Here is a 19,976-nt window from a genome sequence, read left to right on the forward strand (position 1 = left end):
TACGATGCTGTATATCCCTGGGTCAAAGGGGGCGCAGAAATGCGCATTCATGAACTGGGGATGCGGCTTTCTTCACAGGGGCACGATGTCCACCTTTTCGGGATTAAATGGTGGGAAGGCGGAGACGTTATTGAATATGAAGGCATGACCCTCCACGGCGTTTGCAAAGCAAGGGAACTCTATGTGGCTGGCAGAAGGTCAATTTCCGAAGCACTTTTATTCTCAGTGAAATTGTTTCCAGCACTAATGAAAGAGAAATTCGACCTTATTGACGTAAGCGTATTTCCCTATTTTTCCTGTTTTACCGTAAAGCTTGTCTCAGTTTTAAAAAGTAGTCCTGCAATATTTACATGGCATGAAGTCTGGGACGACTACTGGTATGAATACATGGGAAAAGCAGGCTTTTTCGGAAAAGTGATCGAAAAAGCGGTTTCTAAAATATCGGATAATAATATAGCGGTTTCGGACTGGACGAAGAAGAGGCTTGAAGCCCTTGGGACCCCTGAAAATAATATAATGGTCATCCCTAATGGGATCGATTTTAAAAAGATTTCCGGGATTGAACCGGAAGGTGGCCTGAATTCTGCAGGACTTGATGAGAAAATTTACGACATAATCTTCGCAGGCAGGCTCATAAAAGAAAAAAATGTTGATGTTTTGATAAAAGCAGTGGCTCTCCTTAAAGCTGATTTTCCAGACATCAGGTGCTGTATTGTTGGGGATGGACCTGAAAAGGCAGCGCTTGAGGAGCTTGCAAGGAAGCTGGAAGTTTCTGAAAACATCAAATTTACAGGCTTTCAGGAGTACGGTGCTCTGATCGGAAAAGTCAAGGCTTCAAAGGTACTCGTGCTGCCTTCTTCAAGGGAAGGTTTCGGGATGGTTGTAATCGAGGCTTTTGCCTGTGGGGTGCCTGTAGTAACAGTAAGGGAGAAGTACAATGCAGCGCAGGGACTTGTTGAAGACGGAGTGGACGGGTTTGTTGTGGAGCTGGAAGAGAGGGAGATTGCAAAAGCCGTAGAAAAAATGATTGAGAAGAGCTCAGGGAACAGAAAAGTTTCAGAAGCTGCATTTAACAAAGCTAAAAAATATGATTGGGATGAAGCATTAGTGAAACTAGAAAATAGTTATGAGGAACTTGCATGAAAATTGCTATTTTCCATGATTACATCGGAGCAATCGGCGGAGGAGAAAAACTGGTTCTTACCCTTGCAAAGGGACTGGGAGCAGACGTGATTACTACAGATGTAGACATGGACTCAGTAAAAAAAATGGGTTTTGAGGCCGTTAAAATCATAAGCCTTGGGAACACCTTAAAGATGCCACCCTTAAAACAGATAGATGCCTCTTTTAAATTTGCAACCTGTGATTTTTCGAAAAAATATGATTTTTTTATTTTTTCCGGGAACTGGGCACTCTTTGCAGCGAAAAAACACAAACCAAATCTTTACTACTGTCACACACCAACAAGAGCTTTCTATGATCTTTACGATGTGTACCGTAAAAACCAGTCAATTTTTGTTTCTGTACCATTTATGGTGTGGGTACAGTTGCACAGGAAAGTTTCTGAGTACTACTTATCTCATGTATGTAAGATTGTGACTAACTCCGTAAATACTAAAAATAGAATAAGAAAGTACTTAAATAGGGATTCAGAAGTAATTTATCCTCCGGTTGACACTTCAAGATTTAAATTCAAGGAATATGGAGATTTCTGGCTATCCGTAAATCGGCTGTATCCTGAAAAGAGAGTGGAACTGCAAATTGAAGCTTTCAGAGAAATGCCAGATCAAAAATTGCTTATCGTCGGAGGTTATGCAGCAGGAGATCATGCATCAGGATATGCATCCAGATTAATGACCGGACTTCCAGAAAATGTTATGTTGATTGGCAGTGTTTCAGAGGAAAAACTACTTGAATTATATGCCACCTGTAGGGGGCACATCACAACGGCAATGGATGAGGATTTTGGGATGACACCTGTTGAAGCCATGGCTGCAGGAAAACCTGTAGTGGCAGTAAAAGAAGGGGGATTCCTCGAAAGCGTGATTGATGGCAAAACAGGACTGCTGGTTGAAGCAAATGTAGGAAGTATTGTTAAGGCAATAAGAATTGTCTCGGAAAATCCGGAAATATTTAAGGATTCGTGCCTTCAAAGAGCAAAACTTTTTGATACATCAGAATTTATTAGAAAAACGAAAGAGGTAATCAGTAGATGAGCAATAATTTATGGCAATATCGTCATCTTATAAAAAGACTGGCAATTAGCGATTTCAAGGTACGATATAAAAACTCAGTCCTGGGCTTTTTCTGGTCGTTGTTAGAACCACTACTGATGCTATTGGTGTTATATGTAGTATTTGTAGATGTATTTCCAAGTACTCAGAAAAACTACCATTTATTCCTCCTTCTTGGAATTGCTCTGTGGGATTTTTTTACAAAAGGTACTTCAATGGGCCTGCAAGCCATAATCAGCAAACCGGGCATGGTAAGACAGGTCTATATCCCAAGAGAAATATTGATATTTAGTTCATCTCTTACCGCTCTTATGATGGCGGTGCTTGAAATTGGGGTATTTGGTATTTTCATGGTAATTTCAGGGGTGATGCCAACATCAACTGCTATTTATTTCCCCATTATATTCATGATCATATTTATACTCGTATTTGGTACTTCCCTTGCATTAGGCGCACTCAATACATACTACAGAGATGTCCAGTACATCTGGGCAGTCATTCTTCAGGCTGGTTTTTTTGCAAGTGGCGTTTTCTTTGACTTCTCAACTTACGAAAGTGATATCAAAGGATTGCTACTTTTGAATCCAATGGCCAGAATAATCTTAATATCTAGAGAGTCGTTGCTGTATAATACAGCCGTATCTTCCTGGGATCTTGTCTTCTGCTTTGCTTCATCCCTTGTGATGTTACTTGTTGGGTATCTTATATTTATGAAGCTTGAACCTGGATTTGCAGAGGAGGTTTAATTATAATGGACATTATCGAAGCAAGAAACGTATGGAAAAACTATAAGATCCCGCACGAAAAAAGAAATACATTATTTGAATCATTATATGGGCTGATGGATAGTAAAATGGGATATGAATCATTCACTGCATTAAAAGATATAAATTTCACAGTCAAAAAAGGAGAGTGGCTTGGAGTCATAGGCCATAATGGAAGTGGGAAAAGCACTCTTCTAAAGGTCATAGCAAATACTATTCGTCCTTCCAAAGGCAAGATAACGGTAAACGGAAAAATAACTTCATTTTTGGAGTTAGGAATAGGTTTTCAACCGGATTTAACCGCAAAAGAAAACATAAAAATTTATGGCGCCATAATGGGACTCTCAGACACTGAGATAGAGAACCGAATAGATGGTATTCTTGAATTTGGAGGTTTAACCCGTTTCAAGGATACTAAAATCAAAAATTTTTCAAGTGGAATGATTGTAAGGCTGGCGTTCTCAACCGCAGTTCAAATCGAACCGGAAGTTCTTCTTCTGGATGAAGTTCTTGCAGTAGGCGACCTCGATTTTCAGAAAAAATGTTTTGAAGTTTTTGACAGGTATAGGGAAATGGACAAAACGGTTGTTTATGTCAGCCATGATTTGAGTACAGTACAGCGTTTTTGTGATAAGGTGCTTCTATTGAATCATGGAGAACAGATTGGGATAGGGAATCCTGAGGAAATGATAAGTCTATATCAATCCATAGCATAAAACGACCTGAAAATTTACAATCAAAAGAACATAGTTCCTAGATTTTGCAGTATAATGAATAAATGGTAATTATTCAGCATACAAAAACCAGTTTATTGGTAGTGATTTTGACGATACGGAGAGGTATGAATACTACTGATAAGAAATGAAAAAAACGCAATAAATAGCCAACAATTAGATAAAATTGCGTGAGGCTACTCCGCCTTAAACAGGCTGTCCGGCAATTACCAATAGTAATAACCATATCTCTTCTTTTTCGATATAAAAGCTTTATGTGCCTTATTTTACAGGTTTTTGCCCCAAAATTAAATTATTTGATAGCCTCCTGAAGGTAGAGGATATTCGTGACCTTCTGTACTCTCTAAATAATAAATTTAACTATGGGAATGCGAAGGCACAAAAGGAAGTCCCCTTCCTCGAGGGTATCAGCCCGACAGTGGGGATAGTTCACGGATCACATGGAATGACTGGTTTACATGCTATTCCATATCCTCCCAATATTATGAATATTAACTCCCAGGGATAATGATATCGAGATTGTACTTCAAGGAAACTGTGAAGTATTACAAAGATTAAAAAGATTATAAAAAGAAACCGAATACCAGTGTTAAGATTAGTGTTCCTTAATTTATAGCAACCCAATAGACTAAAAAAGAATATCCCAAAATAGTAGAATTGTGAGACTGCTAATAGTAGGGATAGATTTTGGAGTATAAAATCAGTTGATTTTGTTGAATCCAGATTCAAGGTACTCCAATAAGCTCCAAATGACTCGTCGCCCCACATTATATTAAATTTTTCGAATATTAGTTTAGTAAATCCTCCGGGATTTTCAGTTATACGAGATAAACCAGTCTGAAAAGCAATTTTTTTCGCTTCTTCTGGACTGTAATTGTTCCATATTTGACTGTCAACCGGATTCCACTGCCCTTTGTACTCAGGATTTGTTCCCACAAGCAATGAATGTTGTATTCCTGTACTCGGGTCAGAAGGAATATCAACGAGTAAACCAAGACCAGTTATAGAGATCCAGACAATAACAAAACCAGATATTAAAAAAAGAGATGATTTGACCTTTTTTTTAAAAGATTCTTCTTGAACAAATAGTAACGTCATAAAGCCTGTGGCAACAACGATTAGAGATAAAAAACGAACGGTATAAGCTAATCCAAAGACAACGCCCGCTAAAAAAATATTTGTATATGCATTATCTGGTGTCACTTTAATAGCTCCGATAAACAGAGCTATTCCGAGAAAAAGAACAAAAATAAACAAATGCTCTGAAGCCAGGACACTGCTATACATAATTTGAGTAGGCCAGATTAAATATAATACAGTGGTTATCCTTGCAATACATTCATCAAATAAATGTCCCGCAATCAAATAAAGCAGAATTCCTGTCAATGCACTAAGAAAAACGTTTAGTAATTTTGCTACAAAAAGATTTACACCAAAAATTTTATAAATGATTCCCAGCACAAAAGAATATCCAAAGCCTCTACCATCATAATCGATAGATAATAAATGGGTTGGGAACTGTTCGGAAATGAGTATTCCAAAATTATTATAGACTTCAAAATCTGAAAAAGGTATGGTCGGCACTGCTAGTATCCAGATTAAACGCAGTAAAATAATTACAAAGACGCTAATAATCAAAAAATGCTTTGTTGATCCCTTTTGAATAAAACTGTCAGTATCAGAGAGAATATAAAAAAAACAACATCCTATAAACCCAAAAACAAATATCCAATATTTAGGGATGTTAATTAAATAATAGTTTTGAATAGACAAAATTGAACTGATAAAAAGAACATATCCGATAATGTATACAAAAACGTGGTCAATTCGATATGTTGACCACGTATTATTGATTTTCATTTATAGCTCCTAAATATTGATTTGTAATCTGTTCCCAGTAAGTAATTACAAAAATTTGAAATTAATCTATCTTACCCACTTACCACAGATGTCCTTTAAGTCATCACAACTTTTCATGTTATCGTTTTTTCTGAAAAGTACCCTGGTGATTCAAACATGTGTTTTTGAAATATTCCACAAATTCCTATTTTTTGCTTTCTTTGAAAATTTCCTGAACCTATTTCCCGGGTTTTAGTTGAGATAATACTGCGTATTTTATAAAAAAATATTCAAAAACGATAACAAAAAAACTGTTATCATTTTGAATACATCTGCGGAAGATAGGATCTTATATCGGCAGCAAATACTTTCCAAAACATATAAGTTTTTGATTCCAACTTTTAGATTGGATACCTGAAATTAGATTTACAGTGTATTATTTTTCACATATACCTCTAAATACAATTGTTCATATTTTCGAATCATAGCGTCGAGATTATATTCTTGATTGACTCTTTTGATTCCTATTTTCCCTGAAACACTCCACTTATCGTTATTAGTGTAAAAATCAATCATTGATTTTTTGAGAATTTCAAGGTTTGGCAAGTTTTCATTCATCTTATAGTCAAACACATTTGAAATATTTAGATTAGTAATATCGCCATAAGCATTAGGAATTATAATCCCAATGTCACTGTTCTTGATAACTTCGCGCGCACTTCCAACGTCTGTCAGGATCAAGGGAAGGCCGTAATGCATGGCTTCCATTACGGAAATACTCCAACCCTCTATCAGCGAAGGTAGCAAAAAAGCATTTGCGATCTGATAAAGACAATGCATGTCCTCATCAGAAACGAATTTAAGTTGAATGATATTTGATTGAAGGCCATATTCGCGGATTTTCTTTTCAATAGCCTTATAATAATCCTCCTCAAGAACAGGACCCACAAAAATAACCTTCATATTTGCATAGCTATTTGCGAGATCTTTCATCGCACTGATTACGTTGATATGTGATTTTAAACCCGAATAGCCTGCAACGACAAGAAACACATAATCGTTTTCCAGAAGACCAAGTCTGGCCCTCATCTCCTGAATCTTCGGCTCAGGTATGGAACATGTCTTAAAATTAACACCATTGGGAATAACATTGATTTTCTCAGGATCTATCTTGAAATAATGTCTAGAATACTTCTTAACGTTTTTTGAAACCGCGATATAAGACGAGATGTACTTGTTTTCATTTAAATATGCAGAGATTTCATGCTCCTGAAACCAGACATAATTATTGTGTATTGTTGAGACTACAGGAATGTTCATTTTCTTTGCAATCTCCAGCCCGAAATTGGAGTAATGCGTGTTTATTATATCGATATTATAATTTTTAAGAACCTCAGTAAATTTCTCCTTGCTATTATTGATCGGAATTACAGAGACTCCCTCACTAAGGCACTTATCTGAAATATATCCTCCAACTTGCACATAGGCAACATACACATTAAACATATTTTTATCAAGATTCGTTGATAAATCATATACGACTTGCTCCAACCCACCCTTATTGAGATTTGGGGCTAAGAGCAATATATTTAATTTCCTGTGGATATAAATTTCAGGCAGCTTTTTATCATAAGTAGCTCGCGTGTTTTGATAAAATATAGCATTATTTGCCAATTTAAGGATTATCTGCAGATTAGTGCCACTGAAATCAGGTATATAGAAAATATTTTCGTTATGATCATGGTGTAAGATATTAAAGGATTCAAGTTTAAAGCAAAGAACCCTGTCAAAAGCCTTTATTGTACTTTCATCAACCGTAATCTCATCAATATCCTGATCGATGACAAGTATTTTATAAATTTTCGGATTTTCAGATATAGTTTGCAGCACAGAGAGTACTTCGGACAATTTGCAAAAGACTATGCTTTTTTCAGAAATACTTTCAATATCCTGAAGACCTTCCAAGATAAAATTACCTTCTGCTTTATAGTAGCGGCTCATATTCTCAAATTCAGCAGAGGAACCTGCAAATAAGATCTCAAATGGCTTTTTATAAAACGCTCTTCTTTCCTTATCATATTCCATAAGGTCATTTACCCGCTCATAAATACCCAGTTCTTCAGCCTTTGCATTTAATGTATTATCATGGACACGATATCGATAAAGAATGTCCTCACTGCCTAGATGTTGAATATTGAATAAACTGTTAATTCGCATCCAATAATCATAATCTTCACATCCAAAGGTGAAAGGGTCGTAATCTCCAATAACCTTACCAACCAGACCTCTGTACATAAAACAAGCGCCAATAAAATTATCCTTTTCTTCGTTGAGATGCTCGGTAGTCTTTGGAAGATGGATAAAACTGGATCCCTGAGGTTTTTGATTTTGAACCCTAAAATTGCTATCTGTTAAAGGTTCTCCTCGATCATCAATTATTTCATAATCGCAATAAACCATATCAGCATCAGTATTACTCTTTAAAAAATTAACCTGCACTTCCAGCTGCCTTGAATCCATGATATTGTCAGCTGATGTCCATGTAAAGAACTCACCTTTTGCATAAAAAAATCCATTGTTAAGGGCCTTAGGCAATTTTTGGTTTTGCTGGGATAATACCCTAATTTTTGGGTTGTCTACATATTTATTCAGAACTCTTTCCACACCATCCCTAGAACCATCATTAACAATAATTAATTCAAAATTCTGGTATGTCTGGTTTAGAACGCTTTGAAGTGACTCATCCAGAAGATCTGCCTGATTGTAAACAGGCAAGATCACACTTACCTTACCCTGTTCCTGACCAAAATACAATGAACTGTTAATGTGCCCTCTTTCCACGGATTCATTATTGTCAAGTTTATCACATCTTATTTCGGAAATCAATTGATCAAATTCTTTTGCCCTTGCATCCCAGGTATTTTCTTTTGCCTCTTTAGATAACAACTTCAAATATTCACTGTTGCCTCTTAATTGCAAAGCCTGGTCAACTTTGTCAATAAAGTCCTCTTTATCCGTCCCAATCAGGACAGAACGATATTTACGGCATTCCCTTATATTTGTGGAGACGATTGGCTTTTCAAGTGCCATATATTCAAAAAGTTTTATAGGATTCGTCGATTCCGTAATCTCATTTAAAACAAACGGAATCGTTGCAACATCAAAGAATTTTGCGTATTCGGGAAGTATAGAGTAATCTTTTGACCCTAAATAATGAATATTTGAATGTTTATTTAGCTCCGCTGTTTTTATGGTCTCGTCATAAATCATACCAATAAGTACGATTTCATATTGAGGTCGCGATTCAGCTAATTTCTCAATTAGATCAAAATCAAACCATATTGAAAGAGCACCATAGTATCCGATAATGGGTTTTTGTAAATCAACAATATTTTTTAAGTCTTTTGGAATCGGGATAGCAGCCGATAGATTACCAAAATGGTTATAATCTACTCCATTTGGAATCAGGTGAATGTCCGTTTCATCCTGGTTTGCAACATTATCCACAAGTTTATCTGCAGTTGCAGCAAAAATATCGGCTGATTTCAGCATGTACTGGTGCCTGTGGAGAATGTCATCAAGTAATATTGGGCCAATAATATCCTGACTGATCTCATCAATATAATCATAGATAACCAGGCCTCCTTTTCTTTTAATATCCTTTATATCCGAAATCATGACATTTGGATTCGTACATGAAAGTAACAGAATGAGTTCAGATAAAGAACTGACCAGTAAATCATACTTGTTTGTTAGATAAAGACTTTCTTGGATCTTCTGAAACCCATCGACCTTATCTAGCTTATTGTCCCCGACCGAATAGAAGAATAAGTATCCAAGCTTGGAGAAAGCAAGAGCAAGTTGCTGAGGACGTTGAAATAAAGGAATATTCCAGTCAACCGTAGGAGGATAAACAATAATTCCTTTTACTTTCCCTTTATGTTCTCCCAGAATTTTCTCAAGCTCCCTTTCATAGGGCGAAGTTTCTGATATATTCTGAGGCTTTTTAGCTGCGCCTACAAATTTGTTGAGAAAGGAAGATAAAAATCTGGTAACTGGAGAGTTTATTTCAAAATATTTGCCATAATACTGGCTAAACCTCCAGGAAAGGGAATTTTCACGATCCTGGAGAACTCTAGATAAACTATCTATAGAGAAATCTTTGTTACTTATCTCCAGCTGTAATTTTTCATTCGTAGATTTCAACGTTGAGGCTTCGTCATTTATTCTATTGACTTCCAATCTCAAATCTTCGATCGTTTTTTGCAAGTTGAGAATCTCATCATCCTTATTGAGAAGCTCATGGTCCTTAATTTCGATCTGAGATTTGTAGTCTTTATTTAGGTTAGATAATGAAGTCTTATTACTGAGCTCATCTGATAAAATCTTATTATTGAGGTCATTTATCTTTGAAGAAAGATCAGAGATCTGTCTCAGATATATTTTTACAGAATAATTAGAAGCAGACTGATCAAAAGAATATGTAGCTTTTTCGACATTCGATTCAATTTGAATCACATTATTCAAGAGATCTTCCGAAATTATTGAAACATTACCCGCTCTTGGTCTGGCAATTAATGCGATTAAATAGTTTTGTTCCCTTGGAAGAAGCTGTTGATCTATATCCTGATATTTTGTTCCAATTTCGGAGTTAACATAAGTAAACTGATCATAAGAAAAATGCTTTCCTATATGTTGCTCCTCAATAACTTCAAGACCTGCAGCTTCTGCAAGATGTTTCATAGAGTCGCGAAGCAGTTCCCTCCCCCATATCCATTCACCTTTTTCCATTGCCTTCTGGCGAAATAGTAAATAAGGGATACTTTTTGCATTTGGCACGAGGATAAGAACATATTTTCTGGCAACCTGTCCCATTCTCTTTAAAGCTTCAATAACATCCCAGGCATCAAAATGCTCAAGTACTCCGGAATTCCAGACAACATCATGAGGTTCGACCAGGTCGGCAGATAGGTCGAACATGTTTGCATGAATATAATTTCCTACAAGATTATTTTGCTCATAATGCTCTTTTGCTTTTTCCAGAGCTACTTTACTGAAATCGATAAGTGTGGTATGAAAACCTTTACCTGCAAGATACCCAGACAAATGTCCGCTTCCACACCCAACTTCAAGCAAGGATGCACCAGGCTCAATCCCCAAACCTAAAAATAATTGTTCAATCTCTTGACCTAATTTGATTTCCGTAATATTTGCAGTTTCAGAGTAAGTTTCTGCTACATTATCCCATAATTGGGGGGATTGAGAATTAATCAATATGTCATCATTTCTTTTCATAGTATCAAAATTTAGAGATTTATTTGCATAGATTACTAGCAATTGATAGCCATACCAAAAAACAGACGATCGGGTATCCAGGATTTTAGAATATATTTTTTGGAAGGATTCGGTTTTATCGGGGAAAAAAGATTCACTCAAAGAAATCTCATGATCCTTAATGCGATTTTCTTCCCGATATGGCACAAGAGCGATGTATATATCTTTTGTGTGAGTTAAATGTTCCTTAAAGTATGGTTTCGGATCTGCAAAATGTTCAAGACAATTCGAACAAACAATTACGGAGAATTCTTCGTTCAACTCTGACAAACTTCCGGATACAAAACTGAGATCCTTGTATTCATTTTTTGCTTTTTCAATAGCAGTCTCTGAAATGTCCAGGCCTTTAACTTTAGCACTGGGAAATTTAGTTTGTAAAAGGTTAACACCCTGACCTAAAGCACATCCCCAATCAAGAATAGTGATTTCCGGATTATCAAGATATTTTTTGACACTTACAGGCAAATTTTCAATAATCAACTGCATAAAATATTCGGTTTGTTCTTTTCCTCTGTTTATTTCCCATTTAATTTTAAAATATTCTTCCCACCATTCTTTGGAGTTTATCTCAGCAAACACAATATCACTCACTCTTTAAGAATTAACAATTTAACTGCCCAATTTGTTTAATGTTCCAATTTTTGAATAATCAACTTAATCATCTTTTCTGACTTTCGACCCCAGGTGTTTTCTTCAGTAATCTTAAGAACCTCTTCAACATTCACTTTTGTATTGAGAGAAACAGGAACAAACTGCAGGAATTCATCTAAATTATTTGCAACATATATTGTGTGATCAAACTGTTTTACTTCAGGTAAATTAATCGAAATTACATTTTTCCCACTTGAAATATATTCATAAAATTTGAGAGGATTCGAACTCAATGTTAACTCATTAATTTTAAAAGGAATTATGCAAACATCAAAAGCTTTAATGTAATTCGGAAGTATTTCATAAGGCTTCATCCCAAGTATAAATATATTTGGATATTGCTTTAAGGAATCAATTTCGTTTTTTACACTGGGAAATTCCGGCCCAACCAGCACAACAGAAAAATCCGGATATTCCTTGCTAATTGCTCTAATTATATCAAAATCTACCCAGTCACTCAGAGCACCAACGTATCCTACAATCGGCGTTTTTATGTGTGCTATATCTTCAGGAATTGGGATATCTGTCATTGCCTTCTTAAAATGATCCACATCAACCCCATTACCAATCAGATACACATCATTCTTTCTAGTCTTCAGGATATTATTATGTAAATACGAAGAAGCTACGAAAACAAGATTTGCTTTATCGATTAAGTTATCCAGATACTTTTTCATCCAGGATGGAACATTAGAGAATGCAAGTTTATCATCAATATAATCCAAAACAACCATTTTTTCCTGTAGCTTCCCTATTAAAGTCGAATATCTGGGTTCATAGTAGAAAAGAACCGGCTCTTTCATATTCTTCTGTTTTAAAATGAAACGAAGCCAGAAAGAGATTAAAGAATCATTAATCCACCTTAAATTCTCTGCTCTGTCTATCAAGGGAATCGATGGTAACGAAACAATCTCTATATTTACATGTTTTCTTGTGAACAACCGCTTAGGCTGCGTAAGTAAAACAGGAATTGACGTGGGTTCAATAAATAGAATTCTCCAGTTAGAAGGGAATCTTGTAAATAATTGCTGATGCCTCTGCCAGAGTGCATCCCAGAAAATATCAGAGAAACAGACAATATCCAATGGGACGCTCTCTGCTGAAGACTCCATTATTCGGTCCTCAGAGTATCAATTATTTTTTCTGCAGCCCTTCCATCCCCAAAAGGATTGATCCAGCTCCTTTTTTCGCTCATCATTTTGATAGCTGATTGGATAATACGATCCGGTTCAACACCTGCCAGAACGTTAGAGCCGACTTCCAGTGTTTCAGGTCTTTCTGTATTATCTCTTAGTGTTACACAGGGAGTCCCCAGAATGCAGGTTTCTTCCTGAACTCCGCCTGAATCAGTAAATACAAGTCTGGCATTCGCTTCAAGCTGCAAGAACTCCAGAAAACCTACAGGTTTTATAGGCCTGATCCCATCCAATGAAAAACCGAATTCCTTGATTTTTTTTTCTGTTCTCGGGTGTATTGGAAAAACAACAGGTAGCGAATATTCTTTTTGAATCGTGGAAATACCTTTCAATAATTTACCCAATTGTTCCCGACTATCGACGTTTTCAGCCCTATGGGAGGTGAGAAGGAAATATTCTTTTGACTTCAAACCCAAATCATTCAAAACATCTACTTTCTTGTTAGAAATCTCTAAATTTTGAAAAATGGCGTCAACAATTGTATTGCCAGTTACAAATATTTTGCTTTCTTCAATACCCTCTTTCAGCAGATTTTGCTTTGAAAGCTCAGTAGGTGCAAAGAGATAATCCGAAACATGATCCACTACAACTCGATTTATTTCTTCGGGCATGCTACGGTCATAACTTCTAAGGCCGGCTTCCACATGCCCTACTTTTATATGTACTTTAGAAGCAGCAAGTGCACCTGCAAGTACGGTATTTGTATCGCCTTGAACTAAAACCACGTCTGGCTTTTCTTCAAGAATGACTTTTTCGATACCCTCCATGATTTTACCTGTTTGCTCTGCATGGCTTCCGGAACCTACATCGAGATTATAGGCTGGTTTCGGCAACTCAAGATCATCGAAGAAAGCCCTATCCATCTCATAGGAGTAGTGCTGGCCAGTGTGCAGAACGAAATAATCAAGGTTCCTTTTTTCACATTCTCTTATCAGAGGAGACATTTTAATAATTTCTGGTCTTGTGCCTAAGATTATTGAGAGCTTCATTTTAAGGTCTCCATTTAAAGAATAATATTGGACTAAAATTGATTTTATCAAAGTTTGGACTTTTTAGAGCTTATGTACGAGATCTAAAAATCATTAAATTGATTTAATGGTATGTATTTTACAACTCAAATCCCAATCTGATGATCCCGATCTGGAGAGATATCTACACGCAAAAGTTTTATGTTAAGTGGAACTTATGAGTATATTTTTAACCAATGTATAATGACAAGTATGACAAGTTCTACTCAAAAAATTAACATAAAACTAATAATTATTTAATAATCATAGAAACATGTGTATAATCCTTTCTACGACAAACAATATAAATATTGATTTATAGCGGTACTTGTAATTTGATAATCTAGAAGTAATTCAAACAGCTAGGAGTAGGCTGTGTGTCGATTTTTCATTACAATCACAGATTTCAAGAAGTAAATGAATAGGATATCCCACATCCGAAGAACCAAATTTTATACAATAGGCAAAAAATTGACTTTGAATTTACAGCAAATTCGTGACACTGCCGAAAATAGACTACATAGAGTGAATATGCCCATAAAAATTAAAGTATTAATTGTTTGCGTATTGAATTAAGCAGACATCACGATAAAAGTTATGATTTAGTGAAAAGCCATGAACGTAACAATTATATCACTAAGATCACAAGATGCTGGATTAAATAAGAAAATATTAAAAAATCAAACGAAAGTTAAAGGACTATTTTTACGCACTCTCTCCTTTAAGAAGTAGTAAAAAAGATGGAACTATTGAAAAAATCAAAAAATACAATGAAGTGGTCGCTATGAATAAAAACATGAGGCATCTGGGGTCAAAACCATCAACTTATAGTTCAAGATTTAAAATCATTTCACTTATCGCTGTAATAGCAGTTGCTTTTCTCATGCGCATGCTCTCCTATGCTTCACTCACTGCAGACGGTGGCATAACCTTTACGGGATTTGATGAGTTTTATCATATGCGGCGCATTCTATATACGACCTCCAGTTTCCCTCATTTTCTTAACTTTGATACCTATCTTAACTATCCTTATGGTTTTGAGATTGGGTGGCCGCCATTCTTTGACCTGTTAGGCGCCATGCTTGCAATAATTCTGGGAGGAGGACAGCCTGACACGCATACTGTCGAATTTGCAGGGGCTCTTTTACCGGTACTGCTCGGAGTCCTTACAGTAATTCCGGTTTATGTGGTAGCGGCTTCAGTCTTTGACAGAAAAATAGGGCTTCTTGGAGCTTTCATTTTTGCGGTTATACCTGCCCATGTATACACATCCCGTTTTGGGGCAGTTGACCATCACGTGGCTGAAGTACTCCTCTCAACGGCAGCCTATGCATTTTTCATACTTGCCATAAAGCTAGCAGTGGAGAGAAAACTTTCATTAAGTTCACTCAAAAACATATCCTCGGATAAGAAACTCATAAATCCCCTGCTTCTTGCAGCGGCTTCAGGACTCTTTTTTTCACTCCTTATCTTTACATGGGTAGGAGCTCCTGCCCTTATCGGCTTTGTTGTCCTTTATGCATTGGTTCAGGCAACACTCGATCTTAAAGCAGGGAAAGAGTCAGATTACCTCTTCATGTGCTCGACTGCAGCTCTGTTTGCAACACTTTTGTTTACAATTCCCCTCTCAGCAGGAGCTGTCCGTCAGGGGCTTGAGATGAGTGCAATGTATATTTCCTGGTTCCAGGTTGTCTTTGTACTGATCCTGCTCGCCGGAATATTCCTTTTATGGGGTTTATCAGCATATATCTCAAAGAAAGGAATGGACTGGAAGTACTATCCTGGCGTGTTAATACTCGTATTCGGCGCAGGGCTTCTTTTCCTCCGGATATTTTCCATCGAATACTACGCTTTCATTATTGAAGGACTGAGGTTCTTTTCTGGCAAAGGCGAATATATAGGCACAGTTGTCGAAGCAGTGCCCCTCTTTTTGACTTCACAGGGAAAACTTACCTTATCTCCGACACTGGGAAGTTTTGGGCTTTCCTTTTTTGCAGCACTGGCAGGATTTTTCCTGTTCAGCCTGGAGTTTAAAGGCGAAAAATCAAAGCCAGAAGGAGTATTTTTCCTTATATGGACACTTTTTTATGCATACCTCACCTTTTCCCAGAGGCGGTTTTCCTATCTTTTTGCGGTAAATATCTCAATCCTTACCGCATATATTCTCTGGATTTTGCTGGGATCCCTTGATTTCGGAAAAGAAGTAAATAAGCTGGTAAACTCCGGAAAGGTAAAGGAGAATGATCTGGAATCTGCCTTTCAAACGGGTAAAAAGTCAGTATCAAAAACGAACTCAAAATCAAAAATCAGACATGCAGCAGAGTCAAAGAGTACGGATGCCGGACCTGACTACTTCAAACTTGCTTCAGGGGTGGCACTGATAGGCCTGATCTTTGTGCCCTCCGTATGGTTAGGTGCCACTTTTGCAAAAGATGCAGTCTCAATTGATCCTGAATGGCAGGACTCCCTCGAATGGCTTGAAGCCTCAACACCTGCAACTTCTTATTATCTTGAACCTTCAGAAACCCCTGAGTACGGGGTTCTTAGCTGGTGGGACTACGGAAACTGGATTGTGTATGTGGGAAAACGGCCTGCAGTCTCCAATAACTTCCAGACAGGTGTAGAAGATTCTGCACGCTTCTTTATAACGGATTCCGAAAAGGAAGCAAAAACAATAATTGAAAAGCTCAATGTAAAATACGTAATAACTGACACACTAATGGCAGAAGGTAAATTTAGTGCTATTACAACGATAGCAGGAAAAGATATCGGAAACTATTACGATGTCAAAACCACGAAAGAAAATACAGGCCTCAAAACCGTTGCAACTCCTAAACAGGCTCTCCTGCAAACCCAGGTATATAAACTACATAAACTTGATGGAACCTCCCTGGGAAATTACAGGCTGGTCCATGAAAGTAATATAAATTCCACAGAGAATAAGAATAGTAAAGAAAATACTGTAAAGATATTTGAATATGTCAAGGGAGCCACGATTTCAGGAACTGCAAGCCCTAACCAGTCTGTGATGGCAACACTTGAACTCAGCTCTAATACAGGCAGGAAATTCAAATATCAGAAAGGTGACGTGGCAGATGAGAACGGTTTATTTGAGATAACCGTGTCCTATTCGACCGAAAACACAGGAAAAGGAGTTCATGCAACCTCTCCTTATTCACTGACCACAGGAAAAAACTCAACTATTGCAGGAATTCAGGTAACTGAGAGCGACATTTTGAACGGAAATAGAATAGAGTCAAACATCCCTTCCTGAAGCAGAAAACGTATAATAAGCGTTAGAAGTGAAAAATAGGGAAATCAAAGACCCGGAAAAAGTAAGGAAGAAATCCGGGAAAAAGAAACAGAAATAAACAAAAAAGAGAATAAATAGAAATTAGAAGAAGACAAGAAATAAAAAAGGAATCTGAAAAAAAATGAGGGAGAGAAAAAATCCCTCCTTCTTTTCTCTTTTAGAAAATTCAATGGTGGCGTTCTACTGAAAACGCCTGCCTTTTTTCCGATAGCTTATTCTCCTGTACTTTCAACTCCGACGGCACTCAGGAATCTCTTGACGACTGCTTCGTTAACGAGCCTTAAGAGTGTCTGCCTGTCTTTTGTGGCACTGAAAACTCCGAGAGGTATCTGGGCACCTGCTGCATTTGCATGCCCTCCCGCGTCTTCTCCGAAGGCCTGACGCATAATCTCTCCCAGGTTGACCCTGATATCATTGCTGCGGCCCGAGATATAGATGCGATCATCGGTGACCCCAAAGACAACAGTTGTGGAGATTCCTTCAAGGCTCAGGAGGTAATCCGCAGCCTGAGGAAGAGTATCCCTATCACGGATGTTCCCGACATTTGAGAGAAGGTAACTCCCGAGTACCTGCCGGTTCCGGATGGCTTCCCCGAGCACTTCAAGGGTTTCAATAGCCATTGAAGGCTGCTCGAGCTGGTCCAGGATCCCGTGATTTGAAAGGGGATAGAGGTATGAAGCAGCTGAGAGGTCTGCAGGGTCGGTTTTCCTCTTGAAGTCCTGTGTGTCAGTCCTGATCCCATAAAGCAGAGCCGTTGCCAGGGTCTTCGATATATTGATATTTAGCTGCTGCAGGTACTTTGTCATGATAGTGGCTGTTGCCCCGAAGTTGGGCCGGATGTCTATATATTCGGCCTTTATCTCGGTTTCTCCGGGTGGATGATGGTCTATCACAATGCCTACATATGAGTTAGGGGGAACCATATTGTTAACGCCGGGGATTGAGCAATCTATCAGGGCAATTTCATCAAAGTCCTCAGGATCATGCTCTTCCATTTTGCTCAGGTCAATCCCGAGAAGGTTTACGAAAGCCTTGTTTTCCTGATGCCCGATCCTTCCATGGTAGAGGATATTGGCTTCAAGCCCAAGGCTTTTTGCGATTTCCTTTAAAGCAAGCCCACTGGATATCGCATCCGGGTCAGGGTTATCGTGGATTACGATAGCAAGTTTTTTATCCCTGATCCCTTTCAGCCATCTGGCAAGCCTGTTGCCCCTGTGAACTGACTCAGCTCTCTCAAGGGAGCGGGAAAGGGAGCTTGCAACCAGCTTGGAGGGCATAAAAACGTAATCAGACCCCAGATCTTCCATCTTTTCTTTATTGATGATATCCGAGGCACGGGAAAATATCTGGATATCCGGGTTTACGATTTTCTTAAAGTTTTCAATTCCTTTCCTGTTTGCCTCATTGTTGGAACTCAGGAAGAGTATTGCAACGACATTTTTAAGATCAATATTATTAATGAGCTCGGGGTCAGAGATATCTCCAAGAATAGTTTCAAAGCCTTCTTCCCTGAGAGTCTCAACCTTAGCTTCGTCGTTATCTACAATGATTACAAGCTTATTGCTTTCCCTGAGCTCTTTTGCAAGCGCAAAACCAATACTACCGCTGCCCAGGATAAGATACCTGGATTTAACTGTGCTCTTAAGGCTGCTATCCGCATCTTTTGAAGAATTCGACAAAAGTCATCCTCCTATTCTTATGTAAGTCCAGACACGTGCAAAGGAAAGCAAACATTTAATCAGATTCCTGCCTGCTTACAATTTTTTACTTTTTTCTCTATTTAAGTCTCAATAAAGGAATAAGGTAAAAACATTACATTGTTAGACATAAGGCTATTTAAGATTATTTCAATATGTAATATGATTTATAAAATAAATTTGATTTTTATTTTTAGATTCATCTTCGTTTTTACAATTTAAATGCAATATTAACATGTAATTCTCAAATCTGCTAACTTTAGCTATTAGCTCCTCTTACTTTACATTTGTCACTATTTATGAAGTTATTTATTGAGGAATTAACATTCCAGGCAACAAACTTGCCTTAATTTCCATTATAAACCTGTTTCTTACGGCATAGCCCGGATTTTTACGACATAGCCTGGGTTCTTAAGGTTTTAACCTGAATTCTGCCGGTATACATGTTATATTGGAATATAGCGTATATAGTTAATGACACTAGATGAGTTTTCTTCAGTAGAAATAATCTCAGTATAAAAGCAGCAAATAAGTTCAGATTATATCGATAGTTCAGATTATATCGATAGTTCAGGACCGGCATTAAATACTTTCCAGTTCCATAAAAATAGGTCTTTTATTATTAAGCAGTTGATATTTTGATGCTCTATTTTTTGAGCGCGACTGAAGATTGCATTTTAAATTACTGGAAGCTACCCCGGCTCAAACGGCGCTTTGCGCGGGACGGAGAATCTGAAAGATAGTATTCAGGTTGCCCTGTAATAATATCAACCGATTAGCTACGAGCCACGTAAAAATACCATGCCCATAAAAACGCCGTGCGCCATGAAAACACAGAAATCCGTGAAAACACCCGGTTCTATTGGAATACGGAATTTCGTAAAAAGATAAGTGAATTAAATAGAATTATACCGATTATTGAATAACCTCAATAAAAATATTGAATAACCTCAATAAAAATATTGAATAACCTCAATAAAAATATTGAATAACCTCAATAAAAAAAAGACATGCAGGCTATTAGCGTCAACTACCCCTGAGCTAAAGACTCAGGGGCTTGTCTAACAAGCCCTGGTTGACCAGATCACCGATTAGGAGCAACGGAAAATCAGTAAACGATAGGAAAGAATACATAGTTACCCTTGAATGTCGCCTCAGTTTAAGGCTCTAAGGATGCCGGTTAAACAGTCCTGAGAGGTAGGGACAG

At 37.4% G+C, this 19,976-nt stretch carries 10 protein-coding genes; 5 read left to right on the forward strand and 5 right to left on the reverse strand.

What is annotated here, in order from left to right; translation table 11 throughout:
• The 4 genes from EO98_RS00010 to EO98_RS00025 form a co-directional block, all read left to right on the forward strand.
• A partial coding sequence (locus tag EO98_RS00010; RefSeq protein WP_048139496.1) for a glycosyltransferase family 4 protein occupies positions 1–1,143 on the forward strand: 1,143 nt, incomplete at its 5' end.
• A complete protein-coding gene (locus EO98_RS00015) occupies positions 1,140–2,216 on the forward strand; it encodes a glycosyltransferase (RefSeq protein WP_048139498.1) in 1,077 nt (358 codons plus the stop codon). The genes EO98_RS00010 and EO98_RS00015, both read left to right, overlap by 4 nt.
• Entirely contained in the window at positions 2,213–2,980 is a 768-nt protein-coding gene (locus tag EO98_RS00020; RefSeq protein ID WP_048139500.1) for an ABC transporter permease, read from the forward strand. The genes EO98_RS00015 and EO98_RS00020 overlap by 4 nt, the downstream gene beginning before the upstream one ends.
• Before the next feature lie 5 nt (positions 2,981–2,985).
• Positions 2,986–3,714 carry an ABC transporter ATP-binding protein gene (locus EO98_RS00025; RefSeq protein ID WP_048139502.1) on the forward strand — a complete coding sequence of 243 codons (729 nt, stop codon included), beginning with the start codon at positions 2,986–2,988 and terminating at the stop codon, positions 3,712–3,714.
• 447 nt (positions 3,715–4,161) lie between these two features.
• Here the strand turns inward: EO98_RS00025 and EO98_RS00030 are convergent, their stop codons facing one another.
• The 4 genes from EO98_RS00030 to wecB form a co-directional block, all read right to left on the reverse strand.
• Entirely contained in the window at positions 4,162–5,592 is a 1,431-nt protein-coding gene (locus tag EO98_RS00030) for a glycosyltransferase family 39 protein (protein WP_048139503.1), read from the reverse strand.
• Between the two features lie 405 nt (positions 5,593–5,997).
• Positions 5,998–11,496 (reverse strand): glycosyltransferase, encoded by a 5,499-nt coding sequence (locus EO98_RS17325; RefSeq protein WP_156165877.1) that lies wholly within the window; start codon positions 11,494–11,496, stop codon positions 5,998–6,000.
• Positions 11,497–11,531: 35 nt separating this feature from the next.
• Positions 11,532–12,668 (reverse strand): glycosyltransferase, encoded by a 1,137-nt coding sequence (locus EO98_RS00040; RefSeq protein ID WP_048139505.1) that lies wholly within the window; start codon positions 12,666–12,668, stop codon positions 11,532–11,534.
• Positions 12,668–13,741, reverse strand: coding sequence for a non-hydrolyzing UDP-N-acetylglucosamine 2-epimerase (gene wecB, locus EO98_RS00045; protein WP_048139508.1), 1,074 nt, complete (start codon positions 13,739–13,741; stop codon positions 12,668–12,670). Before wecB ends, EO98_RS00040 begins: the two co-directional genes overlap by 1 nt.
• An 802-nt stretch (positions 13,742–14,543) precedes the next feature.
• Between wecB and EO98_RS00050 the strand changes: the two genes are divergently transcribed.
• The gene (locus EO98_RS00050) at positions 14,544–17,033 is read left to right on the forward strand and encodes an oligosaccharyl transferase, archaeosortase A system-associated (protein ID WP_048139509.1); all 2,490 of its coding nucleotides are present in this window, start codon (positions 14,544–14,546) and stop codon (positions 17,031–17,033) included.
• Between the two features lie 251 nt (positions 17,034–17,284).
• Here EO98_RS00050 and EO98_RS00055 read toward each other — a convergent pair whose 3' ends face one another.
• Positions 17,285–18,751, reverse strand: a complete 1,467-nt coding sequence (locus EO98_RS00055; RefSeq protein WP_048139511.1) for a DHH family phosphoesterase — start codon at positions 18,749–18,751, stop codon at positions 17,285–17,287.
• Positions 18,752–19,976 lie beyond the last annotated feature (1,225 nt).

Origin of the sequence: Methanosarcina sp. 2.H.T.1A.6, from assembly GCF_000979455.1 — an archaeon.
Taxonomy (GTDB): Archaea; Halobacteriota; Methanosarcinia; order Methanosarcinales; family Methanosarcinaceae; genus Methanosarcina.

Bases quoted from the DNA above. Each gene is read 5' to 3' on its own strand.
- EO98_RS00015 (WP_048139498.1), top strand. From the start codon at position 1,140: ATGAAAATTGCTATTTTCCATGATTACATCGGAGCAATCGGCGGAGGA.
- EO98_RS00020 (WP_048139500.1), top strand. From the start codon at position 2,213: ATGAGCAATAATTTATGGCAATATCGTCATCTTATAAAAAGACTGGCA.
- EO98_RS00025 (WP_048139502.1), top strand. From the start codon at position 2,986: ATGGACATTATCGAAGCAAGAAACGTATGGAAAAACTATAAGATCCCG.
- EO98_RS00030 (WP_048139503.1), bottom strand. From the start codon at position 5,592: ATGAAAATCAATAATACGTGGTCAACATATCGAATTGACCACGTTTTT.
- EO98_RS00040 (WP_048139505.1), bottom strand. From the start codon at position 12,668: ATGGAGTCTTCAGCAGAGAGCGTCCCATTGGATATTGTCTGTTTCTCT.
- wecB (WP_048139508.1), bottom strand. From the start codon at position 13,741: ATGAAGCTCTCAATAATCTTAGGCACAAGACCAGAAATTATTAAAATG.
- EO98_RS00050 (WP_048139509.1), top strand. From the start codon at position 14,544: ATGAATAAAAACATGAGGCATCTGGGGTCAAAACCATCAACTTATAGT.